At 68.7% G+C, this 14,754-nt stretch carries 13 protein-coding genes and 1 pseudogene; 7 read left to right on the top strand and 7 right to left on the bottom strand.

The window, feature by feature from the left end; genetic code table 11:
• A partial coding sequence (locus EJK91_RS01890; RefSeq protein ID WP_241178603.1) for an MmpS family transport accessory protein occupies positions 1–327 on the top strand: 327 nt, incomplete at its 5' end.
• Positions 328–338: 11 nt separating this feature from the next.
• Positions 339–965, top strand: a complete 627-nt coding sequence (locus EJK91_RS01885) for a DUF2561 family protein (RefSeq protein WP_046301631.1) — start codon at positions 339–341, stop codon at positions 963–965.
• A gap of 35 nt (positions 966–1,000) precedes the next feature.
• Here EJK91_RS01885 and EJK91_RS01880 read toward each other — a convergent pair whose 3' ends face one another.
• The 5 genes from EJK91_RS01880 to ctaE form a co-directional block, all read right to left on the bottom strand.
• Positions 1,001–1,633 carry a pyridoxal 5'-phosphate synthase gene (locus EJK91_RS01880; RefSeq protein ID WP_082105767.1) on the bottom strand — a complete coding sequence of 211 codons (633 nt, stop codon included), beginning with the start codon at positions 1,631–1,633 and terminating at the stop codon, positions 1,001–1,003.
• 115 nt (positions 1,634–1,748) lie between these two features.
• Entirely contained in the window at positions 1,749–3,374 is a 1,626-nt protein-coding gene (qcrB, locus tag EJK91_RS01875) for a cytochrome bc1 complex cytochrome b subunit (protein WP_024440516.1), read from the bottom strand.
• Positions 3,371–4,540 carry a cytochrome bc1 complex Rieske iron-sulfur subunit gene (gene qcrA, locus EJK91_RS01870; protein WP_024440515.1) on the bottom strand — a complete coding sequence of 390 codons (1,170 nt, stop codon included), beginning with the start codon at positions 4,538–4,540 and terminating at the stop codon, positions 3,371–3,373. Before qcrA ends, qcrB begins: the two co-directional genes overlap by 4 nt.
• Positions 4,537–5,412: a cytochrome bc1 complex diheme cytochrome c subunit gene (gene qcrC / locus EJK91_RS01865; RefSeq protein ID WP_231383962.1), complete on the bottom strand. Its 876-nt coding sequence runs from the start codon at positions 5,410–5,412 to the stop codon at positions 4,537–4,539. The genes qcrA and qcrC overlap by 4 nt, the downstream gene beginning before the upstream one ends.
• On the bottom strand, positions 5,409–6,020 hold the full coding sequence (gene ctaE / locus EJK91_RS01860; RefSeq protein ID WP_024440513.1) for an aa3-type cytochrome oxidase subunit III: 612 nt from the start codon (positions 6,018–6,020) through the stop codon (positions 5,409–5,411). Before ctaE ends, qcrC begins: the two co-directional genes overlap by 4 nt.
• 171 nt (positions 6,021–6,191) lie before the next feature.
• Here ctaE and trpD point away from each other — a divergent pair, with 171 nt between their 5' ends.
• Positions 6,192–7,274 carry an anthranilate phosphoribosyltransferase gene (trpD, locus tag EJK91_RS22245; RefSeq protein ID WP_125078104.1) on the top strand — a complete coding sequence of 361 codons (1,083 nt, stop codon included), beginning with the start codon at positions 6,192–6,194 and terminating at the stop codon, positions 7,272–7,274.
• Here trpD and EJK91_RS01850 read toward each other — a convergent pair.
• A pseudogene (locus EJK91_RS01850) lies at positions 7,212–9,068 on the bottom strand (DEDD exonuclease domain-containing protein); the annotation flags it as partial. The gene trpD and the pseudogene EJK91_RS01850 overlap by 63 nt on opposite strands.
• A gap of 97 nt (positions 9,069–9,165) precedes the next feature.
• On the opposite strand from EJK91_RS01850, the gene EJK91_RS01845 reads away from it, so the two are divergent.
• The 4 genes from EJK91_RS01845 (at position 9,166) to EJK91_RS01830 (ending at position 12,863) form a co-directional block, all read left to right on the top strand.
• Positions 9,166–9,432, top strand: coding sequence for a hypothetical protein (locus EJK91_RS01845; protein ID WP_231383961.1), 267 nt, complete (start codon positions 9,166–9,168; stop codon positions 9,430–9,432).
• 183 nt (positions 9,433–9,615) lie between these two features.
• Complete coding sequence (gene ripC / locus EJK91_RS01840) at positions 9,616–10,752, top strand: peptidoglycan hydrolase RipC (protein ID WP_081654441.1); 1,137 nt, start codon at positions 9,616–9,618, stop codon at positions 10,750–10,752.
• Positions 10,753–10,798: 46 nt separating this feature from the next.
• Entirely contained in the window at positions 10,799–11,572 is a 774-nt protein-coding gene (locus tag EJK91_RS01835; RefSeq protein WP_369797561.1) for an eCIS core domain-containing protein, read from the top strand.
• Positions 11,573–11,720: 148 nt separating this feature from the next.
• Positions 11,721–12,863 carry a glycosyltransferase family 4 protein gene (locus tag EJK91_RS01830; protein WP_125078101.1) on the top strand — a complete coding sequence of 381 codons (1,143 nt, stop codon included), beginning with the start codon at positions 11,721–11,723 and terminating at the stop codon, positions 12,861–12,863.
• Between the two features lie 66 nt (positions 12,864–12,929).
• Here the strand turns inward: EJK91_RS01830 and EJK91_RS01825 are convergent, their stop codons facing one another.
• A complete protein-coding gene (locus EJK91_RS01825; RefSeq protein ID WP_024440506.1) occupies positions 12,930–14,732 on the bottom strand; it encodes an AMP-dependent synthetase/ligase in 1,803 nt (600 codons plus the stop codon).
• Positions 14,733–14,754 lie beyond the last annotated feature (22 nt).

Raw genomic sequence — 14,754 nt, 5'->3', positions numbered from 1 at the left:
GCACCGGAGCCATCGACCACGACGCAGGAGACCACCACGACCACGCCGCCGAAGCCGCTGCAGGTGACGTACTCGGTGACCGGCACCAAAGCGCCGTTCGACCAGATCACGATCACCTACGTGGATGCCTCCGGGCAACGTCGCACCCAGCGCAACGCCTACATCCCCTGGTCGCTGACCCTGACCCCGATCTCCCAGTCGGAGATCGGCTCGGTGGAGGCGACCAGCATGCTGCGGCTGAGCAAACTCAACTGCTCGATCACCAGCAGTGACGGTAGGGTGTTGTTCTCCAACAGCAATGACGCACCGGCGACGAGCTGCGGATGACCGGCGGGAACATGGTAGATCGATTCATTCGACCGGGGCAGTCCCCGGAGGTTACTGACCGCATATTGCTGGGCGCGTGCGCCGCGACCTGGCTGACGCTGCTCGGCATGAGCGTGGCGGCCACGGTGGCGCTGGTAGATCTCGGGCGGGGTTTTCACGAGCCGACCGAGAGCTCGCACAGCGGCCTGCTCTACATCGTGATCGGCGCCTCGGCGTTGGTCATCCTGGCGGCCATCCCGGTGTTGCTGCGGGCGCGCCAGCCCGTCCCGTCGCGGCCTCCAGGATTTCCGCCCCAGGCGCCGGCCAAGCCGCCGCGCCCGACCGCCCAGGACGCTCCGCTTCAGCAGCCCGGGTTCGACGCTCCGGGCCGGCGGGCGGCCGGCACCCGCCAGGTGCTGCCTAATCAGGCTCAAGTGGACCGGGTGTTGCTGCGTGGCATCACACTGCTGGCCATCGCGGTGGGTGGTGCGTTGACCTTGGTCGCCTTGGCCACCTATCTGATGGCCGTCGGCAAGGACACCGGCTCGTGGGTCTGCTACGGGTTGGCGGGGGTCGGCGCTGCCGCCATGCCGGTCATTCCCTGGCTGTACCTACGCAGGCTGGGTGAAGTACTGGAACTGCCGTCTCGGTTCGGCTGAGCGCCCCAACGGCGCCATTGTCGCGGCGTGCTCGGCTACGGCCAGAGCAGCGTCGTTGACCAGCTCGCGTCGCCGTCCCGTTCGTACCGCAGCCTGCGGTGCCGGCGCGTGGCGTCGGCCTGCCAGAATTCGACGGCCTCGGCCCGTACCGCATACGACGTCCACTCGGCGGGCACCAGGGCGGGGGAGCGCTCAAGCTCCAGATGCGCCTTGGCGAGTGCCTCGCTGATCTCTGCCGGATCTGCGTAGGGCTCGCTCTGCCGGCCGGTGAGCACCATCGCCCGAGCGTCTTGCGAGCGGGCCAGGAAGTCATCGGCGGTCACCGCGGGCGGGTCGGGCAGCGCCATGCCGTCGACCCTGACCTGACGGCCCAGCGAGGGCCAGTAAAACGTCAGTGACACAGCGGGATTGCGGGCAAGATCGGCGCCCTTGCGACTGGCCGAGCTGACCCCGAAATGCCACCCGGCGGCATCGACGTCTTTGAGGATCAACACCCGCGCCGACGGCCGCGCCAGGCCCGTCGCGTCCACCGCACCGACCGTCGACAACGTCATCGCATGAGGTTCCGCGACGCCACTGTCGACAGCGTGCAGCAGCCATCGGACGAACAGCGCGACCGGCTCGGCCGGTGCCTGCGCCGGATCGAATTCCGGTGCGGCACCAACCAAAACGGGCAGCCCGCGCAGGAGATCGCGCAGGCTGCCCGATGGTTCGGACCCGTTGTCAGACCTAGGCGATCGCAAGCGCGGCGGAGCCGGGCGAAGCGGGTCGCCGTTGTCAGACCTAGTGGTGACCGTTGGTGTCCCCGCCCTGGTGCTCGGCCAGCGCGGTCAGCGCACGCCGCTCGCTGGCGTGTGCGGCCTCGGTGAGCGCGGCGTCTTCCTCGACCGGGTCGGCCGTCAGGAAGCTGCCACTACCGGGAGCGCCGCCCGAGCCGAGCTTGTTCATCTTCTTGGGCAGCGGCGCGCCGGCGTACTCCAGCGGAATCGGGTGGCCGTGGTCGTCGACCGGGCCCAGCGGCTGGTGCAGCTCGATGTAGGCACCGTGCGGCAGCCGCTTGATGATGCCGGTCTCGATACCGTGCTCGAGCACGTCACGGTCACTGCGCTGCAGGCCGATGCACCACCGGTAGGTGATGAAGAAGATAAACGGCGGCAGCACCACCATCCCGATACGGCCGATCCAGGTCGTCGCATTCAGCGAGATGTGGAACTTCCACGCGATGATGTCGTTCATCGCGGCCAGGGTCAGCACCATGTAGAAGCTGATCGCCATGGCGCCGATCGCGGTACGGACCGGAGCGTCCCGGGGGCGCTGCAGCAGGTTGTGGTGTGCGTAGTCGCCGGTGAACTTCTTCTCCAGGAACGGGTAGACCATCAGCAAGCCGAAGACGCCACCCATGATCAGCGCGACGCCGACCGGACCGGGAATGGTGTGACCGAAGGGGTAGAACTCCCAGGCCGGCCAGAGACGGGCCAGACCCTCGGTCCACATCATGTAGAAGTCCGGCTGGCTACCCGCCGACACCTGCGAGGGGCGGTAGGGTCCCAGGTTCCAGATCGCGTTGATCTGCAGCAACCCGCCCATCAGGCCCAGGATGCCGGTGATCATCGCGAAGAACGCGCCCGACTTGATCGCGAAGACCGGCAGCACGCGCACGCCGACGACGTTGGTCTCGGTGCGGCCCGGGCCGGGGAACTGGGTGTGCTTCTGGAACCACACCAGCGCCATGTGCACGCCGATCAGGGCCAGGATGATGCCCGGGATCAGCAGGATGTGCAGCGCGTAGAGCCGGGGGATCAGGATGGTGCCCGGGAAGTCGCCGCCGAACAGCGCCCAGTGCAGCCAGGTGCCGATCACCGGCATGCCCAGCGTGATCGAGGACAGCGCGGCGCGCAGACCGATACCGGAGAGCAGGTCGTCGGGCAGCGAGTAACCGAAGTAGCCCTCGAACATGGCCAGGATCAGCAGCAGCGACCCAATCACCCAGTTCGCCTCACGCGGCCGACGGAACGCGCCGGTGAAGAAGATGCGCGCCAGGTGCACCATGATCGACGCCGCGAACATCAGCGCGGCCCAGTGATGCAGCTGGCGGACGAATAGGCCGCCGCGGACCTCGAAGGAGATGTCCAGCGCCGATTCGTAGGCCCGCGACATCTGCACGCCGTTGAGCGGCTGGTAGACGCCGTGGTAGATGACCTCGGCCATTGACGGGTCGAAGAACAGCGTCAGGTAGACGCCGGACAGCAGCAAGATGATGAAGCTGTACAGAGCGATCTCACCGAGCAGGAACGACCAGTGCGTCGGGAAGACCTTGTTGAACTGGCGGCGCAGGGCGGCGGCCGGGTGGTACCGGGTATCGATGTCGTCTGCTTGGCGTGCGAGCAGGTCGCCGATTGCAGGGCTCATGAGGTGCGCTCCCAGAAGGCCGGTCCGACAGGTTCGATGAAGTCGCCGTTGGCGACCAGATGCCCATTGGCGTCAATGGTGATCGGCAGCTGTGCCAGGGCGCGAGCCGCCGGGCCGAAGACCGGCTTGGCGAAGTGCAGCGCGTCGAACTGCGACTGGTGGCACGGGCACAGGATCCGATAGGTCTGCTGCTCGAACAGGGAAGAGGGGCAACCCAGGTGCGAGCAGATCTTGGTGTAGGCGAAGAAGTCGCCGTAGTTGAAGCTCTCCTGGCCTTTGCGCTTGACCACCTTGGCCATGTCGTCGGGCCGGATGCGGATCAGCATCACCGGGTTCCGGACGCCCATCATGATCTCGGTGAGCTTCTCGTTCGATTCTTCGGTGGTGCCGTCACCGTCGGACTCGCGCCACGGGAACACCGTCTCCATGCCGCCGGCGTCGAGGTCCTCGGGCCGCATCTTGACGAACGGTGAGTTGGTGCTCTGACCGGTCGCGCGGGCCAGGTAGATGGTCTCGCCGGGGTACCGCGGGGTCCATCCGGAGGTCCACAGCGCGGCCTTCTTGCCTTCGGCGGTTTCGACGACCGGCTTCCAGGGGTTCTTGATCAGGCCACCGGCGCCGGCCACCAGGGTGCCCAGACCGAATGCGCCGAATCCGACGCCCAGCGACGCGCCCAGCAGCTTGCGCCTCCCGATGGTCGAACCCTCGAACGCGTCGGTCAGCTGGGCCGCCACGGTCTTCCGGTCGATCTCGGGGGAGCTGCCGTCGTGACGGTCCTGGATGGTGATCTCTTCGGGGATGAACTTCTTGACGAACAGCACCGCGCCGATCGCGATACACAGCACCGAGAGACCGAAGGTCAAGCCGTACAGCGGAGTGGCCAGCGAGTAGGCGAAGCCGTTCGGGGACTCCAGCGGTGCGTACTCCCAGGGCCAGAACAGGAAGACCAGCAGCAGGGCCAGTCCGAAGCCGCCACCCGCCAGGAACCAGGCCGCGATCCGGCGCTCGGCGCGCTTCTCGGCCCGAGTGCCCTCGACCGGCCAGCGAGTCTCCTTGAAGACGGTGTTGACGCCGTCGATCTTGCCGCCGAGAGCCAGCAGCTCGTCGTTGGTCATCGTCGCCAGTGCGGCGTCGTCAGGGAGTTCGATCTTGTCGTTGCTGCTCATGAGCGTGCCCCGATCCACATTGCCGCGGCGATGGCTGCGACCATGCCGATAATCCACATCACCATTCCCTCGGGCGCCGGGCCGAACCCGCCAAGCCCGTAGCCGCCCGGATCACGTTCCTCGGTAACGGATTTCACGTAGGCGATGATGTCCTTCTTCTCCTCCATGGAGATCTGCCGGTCGGAGAAGCGCGGCATGTTCTGCGGGCCGGACAGCATCGCGGTCAGGATCTGCTGCTCGCTGGCCGGCTCCAGGTCGGGCGCGTACTTACCCGAGGACAGGGCGCCGCCCCGGCCGGTGAAGTTGTGGCAGGAGGCGCAGTTGAGCCGGAACAGGTCGCCACCGCGGCCCAGGTCGTCGCCGCGCAGCGAAGCCTGCGCGATGCTGCCGTCGGCGTTGCGCACCACGGTGGGGCCGCCGCCGTTGGCCTGAACGTAGGCGCCCAGGGCGTCGATCTGCTTGTCGTCGAAGAACGGGTACGTGCGGGGGGCCTGCGCCTCACCGCGGACCGCGGGCATCCGGCCGCTGGAGACCTGGAAGTAGACGGCGGCTTCACCGACGCCGATCAGGCTCGGACCGCGGCCCACCTCGCCCTGCAGGTTGGCGCCGTGGCAGCTGACACACGAGGTGTCGAACAGCTGCTTCCCGGTGCGCAGCAGGGCCGAGGCCGACTCGTCGGCCACCGCAACCTGCGGGGTCGGGGTCAGCAGCGCGGCCATTCCACCGGCTAGGGCCAGGGCGATCAGCAGCAGCAGTCCGCCCGAGGCCCGACGGCGCAGGCGCCGACGGGCGACGGTGTTGTTGTTGCCAGGTCGGGCCCACTTCTTCAGTGTCTTCAACCGGACACTCCTGTTCATCGGGCGGTTGCTCATCGGATGAAGTAGATAGTGGCGAACAGTGCGATCCACACGATGTCGACGAAGTGCCAGTAGTAGGACACGACGATCGAGGCGGTGGCCTGAGCCGGGGTGAACTTGCTCATCGTGGTTCGCAGCATCAGGAAGATGAAGGCGACCAACCCACCGATGACGTGCAGGCCGTGGAAGCCGGTGGTCAGGTAGAAGACCGTGCCGTAGGCGCTCGACGGGATGGTGGTGCCGTGCGCGACCAGGTGGGAGTACTCGTAGGCCTGACCGCAGACGAAGAACAGTCCCATGAGGAAGGTCAGCAGGTACCACCGGCGCAGCCCGAACACGTCGCCACGCTCGGCGGCGAACACGCCCATCTGGCAGGTGAACGATGAGGCGATCAGCACCAGTGTCACCGGTACCGCCAGCGCAAGATTCAGCTCGGTTGGCGGCGGCGGCCAGGCGCCACCGGACTGCGCGCGAGCCGTGAAGTACATCGCGAACAGACCGGCAAAGAACATCAATTCACTGGACAGCCACACGATGGTGCCGACGCTGACCATGTTGGGCCGGTTCAGCGAATGCACACGAGAAGTAATGGCAGTACCCGAGGACCCCACAGCGCTCGTCACCCCGCAAGTATGACGCTATGTAGTTGTAGAACTCCACCCGGGGCTGGCAATTCGTGTGAACTGGTCTTGTCGCTGCTGTTACCGGGCTGTTAGCGCTCTGTCCTCCGCTTGTTTCGGGCCCGGTTTCCGGTTGGCTTTGGTGTCACGGAGGCCGCGTGCGACGATCGGCGCGTGGTCGAGCCAGGTAGTGCGGTGCAGCCGAAAGCGCAGATAGGGCAGTGGCGACAGGTCCTGGGCGGACTGACGTCCGGTAGCGACCTGCCTCGGGGCCAGGCGGCCTGGGCGATGGAGCAGGTCATGTCCGGCGCCGCGACCTCGGCACAGATTGCGGCGTTCGGGGTGGCGATGCAGATGAAGGGCCCCACCGCCGCCGAGGTGGGCGAGTTGGCCGACGTGATGTTGGCCTACGGACGCAAGGTGCCCACCGACAAGATCGGCACCGACACCGTCGACGTGGTGGGCACCGGCGGGGACGGTGCCAACACAGTGAATCTGTCCACCATGGCGGCGATCGTGGTGGCTGCCACCGGAGTGCCGGTGGTCAAACACGGCAACCGGTCGGCCAGCTCGCTGTCCGGGGGTGCGGACACCCTGGAGGCGTTGGGGGTGCGCATCGACCTGGGGCCCGACGAGGTGGCGCGCAGTGTCGCCGAGGTCGGCATCGGCTTCTGCTTCGCCCCGCAGTTTCAGCCGTCGTATCGCAACGCCTCGGTGGCGCGGCGCGAGATCGGCGTCCCGACGGTGTTCAACCTGCTGGGCCCGCTGACCAACCCGGCCCGCCCGCGGGCCGGGCTGATCGGGTGCGCATTCCGGGAGTTGGCCGAGGTGATGGCCGGTGTGTTCGCGGCGCGGCGGTCCAGCGTGCTGGTGGTGCACGGCGATGACGGCCTCGACGAACTGACCACCACCACGACCAGCACCATCTGGCGAGTGCAGGCCGGCACCATCGAACGGCTGACGTTCGACCCGGCCGGTTTCGGGTTCGCCCGGGCGGAGGTGGGCGAGCTGCTCGGCGGGGACGCGCAGGCCAATGCCGAGGAAGCCCGTTCGGTGCTCGGCGGAACCAAGGGTGCGGTGCGTGACGCCGTGGTGCTCAACGCGGCCGGCGCGATCGTGGCGCACGCAGGGCTATCCAGCAGCGCTGAGTGGTTGCCGGCCTGGGAGGACGGGTTGGCGCGCGCGGTCGAGGCGATCGACAGCGGCGCGGCGGAACAGTTGCTGGCTCGCTGGGTCCGCTTYGGCGCTCAGCTCTGAGGCCAGCTGCGCCGATCGGGCCAGCGCCGCCCACGCCATCCACGGCCCGGCCGAGCCGATCGGCGAGCTCCACCCCTCGGGTTCACCCGCCGGTTCGTCGAGCCTCGCTGAACCGCCGGCCCCGTCGACCCGCACGATGCGCACCCCGGGCGCTGCCAGCCAGCGGGCGATGAGCATGGTCTCCTCGACCAGCGCCCCGGCCAGCGGCGCCGGCTCGGGCAGCACCGTCTCGGCTCCCAATGTGATCGCGTCGACCACGGGCATCGGCGGGACACCGCGCGCAGCGCACCCCGCGGCAGCCAGCCGGCCGTGGCGGATCACCGCGAGCTGCCACCCGCCGGTGCCATCCGGCGCCGCGGCCACCAGCTCGGGAAGTGCCGCCAGGGCACGGGCGCGTTGACTGCGCCACAGCGCATCGATGGCTGCCGCGGTGCGGTCGCGTAGCCGTGCCGCACTTTCGTAGTGCCCGCGATCAGCCAGCGCGTTCACCTGCTGCACCGCGGCGCGCAGGGCGGAGTTGTCGGCGCCGTCGAGCAACGCGACCGCACGCCTGACCGCTTCGGCGTACTCGTCTGCGGTGGTGTTCGGCGTCGCCGGGCAAGGGCTGACTTCTGCCGGTGGGCAGCGGTGCCGACCGGTTCGGCTCAATCGCGTTGTGCAGGTTCGCAGTCCGGTGAACCGCGAGAACAGGGCGGCGGTCTCGGCGGCGTCAGCTCGCGAACGGAACGGACCGACGGCCCGGTCGTGGCGTGGCGAGCGCACCACGGTCAGCCGGGGGAAAGCCTCGCCGGACAGGGTGATCCACCACCACCGGCGGGGAAACTTCGATCGCCGGTTGTAGGGCGGAGCCGCCGCGGCCAGCAGTCGCAGTTCGCGCACCCCGGCCTCCAACGGATGCGCGCATTCGACATGATCGATCCGGGTGGCCAGCGCCACCATCTCGGCGATGCGGCTACGGCGTTCGGAACCGTTGAAGTACTGCGCGACCCGGCGGCGCAGGTTGGTGGAGGTGCCGATGTAGAGCACTTCGTCGGACGGGCCGCGGAACAGGTAGACCCCGGGCCGGTGCGGCAGCCCGGCGGCCAGGCTGCGCTTGCGGCGCTGAGCCGGTGTCGTGTGCGACAGGTAGGCGCGCAGGTCGACGTAGGTGTTGACCTGCTGATTCCCCAGCCGCTCGATCAGCGCGTGCAGGACGTCGACGGTGGCGCGGGCGTCGTCGAGCGCCCGGTGGGTGGGGGTGGTGCTCACCGCGAACAGTCGGGACAACTCGGCAAGCCGGACACTGGGTGCCTCGTCGCGGCTGAGCACCCGGCGTGCCAACCGCACCGTGCACAGCACCGGGGGCCGCGGCCAGGCCAGATCGCAGCGCTGCGCGGCGGCGGTCAAAAACCCCACGTCGAACCCGGCGTTGTGGGCGACCAGCACCGAGCCGCGGTCGAACCCGGCGAACTCGAGGAAGGACGGCAACACGGCGTCGATCGTGGGCGCCTCGTAGACCATGGCGGTGGTGATCCCGGTCAGCCGGACGATCTGCGGCGGAATGCCGCGCTGCGGGTTGATCAGGGTGGCGAACTCGCCCTCGACCACTCCGCCCCGTACCTTGACCGCGCCGATCTCGGTGATGGCGTCCGCTTCGTCGGCCCCTCTTGGCGAGGCCCGGCCGCCGGTGGTCTCCAGGTCCACCACCACGAACGTGGTGTCGCGCAGGGTGGCCGGGGCGGCGTCGAATTCGGCTGCGAACTGGGCTTCGAAAGGCGGGAAGCTCAGCTGCCCGGTGTCAGAGCCGGTGGTCATGGCCGAACCGTAGGCGCACGCACTGACAACAGGACGATCACCAACAGGTTGTCGGTGCCCGGAGTTAGCGTGCGGGCAACTGATGAGAGGAATCGTCATGGGACAGATCTCGGGACACTCGGATGACCGCGGCGCGCGCGGGTCGGATTCGGATCCGATGGTGATCGACTGCGATGACTGTGCGGTGCGCGGACCGGCCTGCCGGGACTGTGTGGTCAGCGTGTTGCTGGGTGTGCCCAACGAGCTCCTCGAGGACGAGCGCGCGGCGCTCGACGTGCTTGCCGAGGCGGGGATGGCGCCGCGATTGCGGTTAGTCCCGATCCGGGGCGAGCGCGGGCGGTCGCGTCGCTCGGGTGTGGCCTGACCAGGGGCGGACCCGGATAAGTGGCCTTAGAAATTTCACAATCCTGACTGTTACAGTCGGCAATTCGTGATGGACAACGACGTTGCCATTCCGTAACCTATTCGAGACCTTACGTTTCGGCGGCGGTACACCCCCTGTACCGCCCTGGGCAGTGTTAAGGATGCAATCTTGGAGCTCGAACGTATGCAGTGGCGTCTGCGTGCTTTGAGGCGCCCTGCCCTCGGCGCCGCAGCCGGTTTGGTAGTCGGTGTCACGACTCTGAGCAGCGTATTGGTCGGAAACGTCCACGCAGACCCCGCCGACGACGCCCTGGCGAAGCTCAGCGAACTGTCCCGGCAGGCCGAGCAGACCACTGAGGCCATGCACACCGCGCAGCTCAATCTCGATGAGAAGCTCGCCGCGCAGCAGGCCGCGGACAACGCACACCATGCCGACCAAGCCGCCCTGGATGCGGCCCGGGACCAGCTGTCCACCTACCGGGCGGCCGTCAACCGCTTCGCCGCCGCCACCTACATGGGTGGCCGGGTCGGCGGCGCCGACGCCATCTTGACCGCCGAGTCGCCGCAACAACTGATCGACAAGCTCGGTGTGCAGCGGGTGGTTGCCGGCGACCTGTCGGTGCAACTGGACCGTTTCCGTGTTGCCAGCGAGCAGGCCGATCAGGCTGAGCAGGCGTCCGCCCAATCGGCTGAGGACGCCCGGACGGCAGCCGAGCAGGCCGCCGCGGTGCGCGCGGAGCTGCAGGCCCGCCAAAGCCGTCTGCAGCTGCAGATCTCGGTGGTGAAGTCCCAGTACTACGCACTGACGCCCGAGCAGCGCACGGCGATGGCCGCGCCCGGCGCGGGACCCGAAGCCGTTCCGGGCGAGCCCGGCCCCGAGGGTGTGCCGCCGGCACCCGGATTCCCGGGATTCCCGATGCCCGGGTCCGACGCGCCGCCCCCGATGGATGTGGCGATGGGCGCCTCCGGTGGCGGAGCCGCCGCGACCGCCGTGCAGGCGGCGTTGACCCAGGTCGGCACGCCGTATGTCTGGGGCGGGGCCGCACCGGGCGGATTCGACTGCTCCGGATTGGTGATGTGGGCGTTCCACCAGGCCGGCATCAACCTGCCGCACTCCAGCCAGGCGCAGGCCAACGGCGGGCAGGCGGTGTCGCTGTCAGAACTGCAGCCCGGCGACGTACTGACCTTCTACTCGGACGCGTCGCACTCGGGGATCTACGTCGGCGACGGCATGATGATCCACTCGTCCACCTACGGTCAGCCGGTCCGGGTGGTCCCGATGACCTCTTCCGGCCCGATCCACAACGCCCGCCGTTACTGAGCGCCGGGGAATCCGCCGCCTGCTCGCGGCGCTGCTGATTGTCGAGTTGATCGTTGGTGTCGCGCTGCTGCGGGTAGCTGCTCGCCCGCCGGCAACCGAGCAGCTGGTCGTCGGCGATGACCGCAGCGTCGTTCTGGAGAACCTGGGCGGACAGCGCGGCGAAGAACTGCTGTCGCGAGTGGCTGCCAACATCGGAGCTGCCGTCGACGCGGTCGAAGCGTTCTGGGGCACCGACTGGTCGCATCGCATCCAGGTGACGGCCACCGGGTCGGATCGGCAGTTCGTCGAGCTGGCCGGCCACGACAGCGCGGATGTCGCGCAGTGGTCGGATGTCGCCGCTGTCGCGGTCGCCGACCGGGTGGACCCGGAGCGTCGGACAGCAGTTGGTCAGCGCATCGTCTTCGCGCCCGGCGCGGACGCGATGAGTACCCCGGCACTGCGAATTGTGTTGACCCATGAGCTGTTCCACTACGCAGCCCGCACCGACACCGCGTTCGACGCGCCGCGCTGGCTCACCGAGGGGGTAGCCGATTTCGTCGCACGACCCACCGGGGATCGGGCGATCGGGGTGGCAGGACCGGTGCTGGCATTGCCCTCGGATGCCGACCTGGATGCTCCCGGACCGCGCCGGGCGAACGCCTACGACCGGGCCTGGGAGTTCGCTCGATTCGTGGCAGAGCGCTTCGGAACGGCCAAGTTGCGCGAGCTCTATCTGACCGCGTGCGGTCCTGGCCACGTGCCGCCGCCGGTGGCGGTGCAGTTGGTGCTCGGGGTGGATCTGCCCGAGCTGCTCGCCGGGTGGCAGCAGTGGCGGGGTTGACGGCCCGCATCGTCAGCCCGCTGGGCCTGATTGCGCGCTTCCTCCCCGGGCCGCGGGCGGCCCGCATCGTCAGCCCGCTGGGCCTGATTGCGCGCTTCCTCCCCGGGCCGCGGGCGGCCCGCATCGTCAGCCCGCTAGCATCCCTGCAGTGAGCCGGGTCCTGCTGGTAACCAACGATTTTCCGCCGCGCCCCGGCGGCATCCAGTGCTACCTGGAGGAGCTGGTGCGCCGCATCTCCGCCAGCGGGCGCCATGACGTTACGGTGTACGCGCCGCAGTGGAAGGGCGCCGAGGCCTTCGACGACGCCGCGAGATCCGCCGGCTATCAGGTAGTGCGTCATCCCGGCACGCTGATGTTGCCGGGCCTGGCGGTCGACTCCCGGATGCGCCGGCTCATCGCCGACGTGGGCGCACAGACCGTCTGGTTCGGTGCGGCCGCGCCGCTGGCGCTACTGGCCAACCGGGCGCGCTCCGCCGGTGCCTCTCGGGTGGTGGCCAGCACCCACGGGCACGAGGTGGGCTGGTCGATGCTGCCGGGGGCCCGATCGGTGCTGCGCCGCATCGGCGACTCCTGCGACACCGTCACCTTCGTCAGCCACTACACCCGCAGCCGGTTCGCCTCGGCGTTCGGCCCCGATGCCGCGCTGGAGCACCTGCCGCCCGGAGTGGACACCGACCGGTTCTGGCCCGACCCCGGCGCCCGCGCCGAACTTCGTGCCCGGCATGGGCTGGGGGAGCGTCCCACCGTCGTGTGCGTCTCGCGACTGGTTCCCCGCAAGGGCCAGGACATGTTGATCAGGGCGCTACCGGCGATCCGGAAACGCGTGGGCGAGGCCACACTGGTGATCGTCGGCGGCGGCCCCTACGCCGAGACGCTGCACAAGCTCGCTGACGAGTGCGGGGTCGCTGATGCGGTCATCTTCACCGGCGGCGTGCCGGCCGACGAGCTGCCGGCCTATTACTCGCTCGGCGACGTGTTCGCGATGCCGTGCCGCACCCGGGGCGCCGGGCTTGACGTGGAAGGCCTGGGCATCGTGTTCCTGGAGGCGTCGGCGGCCGGGGTACCGGTGGTCGCGGGTAATTCCGGCGGTGCCCCCGAAACCGTCCTGCACAACCGGACTGGGCTGGTGGTCGACGGTCGGGCTGTGGAACAGATCGGTGACGCCGTCGCCGGACTGCTCGCCGACCCCGACCGGGCCACAGCGATGGGTGCCGCCGGACGCGAATGGGCGACGGGACATTGGCGCTGGAACACGCTGGCCGGACGAATGGCCGACCTGCTGCAGGCCTGAACCGCTCGGTTCATGCGGCGGTCCCAGCTTCGGCTCTCCTTCGTCGAGCCTCGCTGAACCGCTCGGTCAGCCCTTGGCGTAGATAGCCTCGATCGCGTCGGCGAACTTCTCCGCGACCACGTTGCGCTTGACCTTCATGGTGGGGGTCAGCTCGCCGGTGGCCTCGGTGAAGTCGACCGGCAGGATCTGGAACTTGCGGATCGACTCGGCGTGCGAGACAGACAGATTGGCCTGCTTGACGGCCGCGTCCACCTCGGCGATCAGGTCCGGGTCGGTGGCCAGGTCCGCCGGGGTCGCGTTGCTGGCCTTGCTGTTGCGCTGCTTCCAGCCCTCGATGGCCTCGGGGTCGATGGTGATCAGCGCGCCGATGAACGGCTTGGCGTCGCCGACAACCATCGCCTGGCTGATCAGCGGGTGCGACCGCAGCTGGTCCTCGAGCACCGCGGGGGCGACGTTCTTGCCGCCGGCGGTGACGATGATCTCCTTCTTGCGACCGGTGATCTTGAGGTAGCCCTCGTCATCGATGGCGGCCAGGTCGCCGGTGCGGAACCAGCCGTCGGTGAACGCGTCGGCCGTGGCCTGCTCGTTCTGCCAGTAGCCGCTGAATACCACGCCACCGCGCACCAGCAGCTCACCGTCCTCGGCGATGCGCATACTGTTGCCGGGCACCAGCTTTCCGACGGTCCCGACTTTCATGCCGCCGACCGGGTTGACGGTGATGGCGGCAGTGGTCTCGGTCAGCCCGTAGCCCTCATAGATGGACAGTCCGACGCCGCGGTAGAAGTGGCCCAGCCGCTCGCCCAGCGGCGCGCCACCGGAGACCGAGGCCCGGCAGTTACCGCCCAGCGCGGTACGCAGTTTGTGGTACACCAGCTTGTCGAACAGGGCGTGCTTGACGCGTAGCAACAGGCCGGGGCCGCCGCGGTCGGTGGCCTCGCTCCAGTCCACCGCGGTCTGGGCCGCCATCTCGAAGATGCGGCCCTTACCGTCGTTGGCGGCGTTCTGGGCGGCGGTGTTGTACACCTTCTCGAACACCCGCGGCACCGACACCACCACGGTCGGCTTGAACACTGAGAACATCGGCACCAGGTTCTTGATGTCGCTGGTGAATCCGACCGTGACCTTGTTGGCGAAGCCGGCGATGCTCAGGGCGCGCGCCAACACGTGCGCCAGCGGCAGGAAGACCAGCAGACGCTGACCGGAAGTCATCAGGGTCGGCAGTGCGGCCTGGGTGCCGCGGACCTCGTGGATGAGGTTGGAGTGGGTGAGCTCGCAGCCCTTGGGCCGCCCGGTGGTGCCCGAGGTGTAGATCAGCGTCGCCGGGTCGGTGGCCCGCAGTGCGTCGAGGCGCGCGGTGACCTGCGCCGGGTCCTGGCCGGCGGCGGCCTCGGCGAGTTCGTCGAGGGCCGGGGCGCCTGACCCGTCGATGGTGAACACCCGCCGCAGCGACGGCAGGTCGCCGGCGAGTTCGTTGACGATCTGGGCGTGGGCGTCGGTTTCGGCAAACGCCACCACTGCGCTGGAGTCCTGCATCACCCAGCGGACCTGCTCGGCCGACGACGTCTCATAGATCGGAACGGTCACCGCACCGATGGACAGGATCGCGTAGTCCAGGATGGCCCACTCGTAACGGGTCGCCGAGAAGATGACCACCCGGTCGCCGGCCGCCACACCCTGGCTGATCAGGCCCAGCGCGGCCGAGCGGATCTGCGCGGCGGCTTCTGCACAGGTGACGTCGGTCCAGGCCCCGTCGACCAACCGCTGGTAGATGGCGAAGTCGGGGCTGTTGCGCTCGTGCTCGAAGACGACCGCGGCGACGTTGTCGTGCTCCTCGACGGTGAACGGCGCGGGAACACTGAACTCACGCATTGCGATGACCTCTCTTGCCAAC

It is taken from the genome of Mycobacterium sp. P7213 (genome assembly GCF_900604305.1).
Lineage (GTDB): Bacteria > Actinomycetota > Actinomycetes > Mycobacteriales > Mycobacteriaceae > Mycobacterium.
This window is presented reverse-complemented; position numbering and strand designations above follow the sequence as displayed.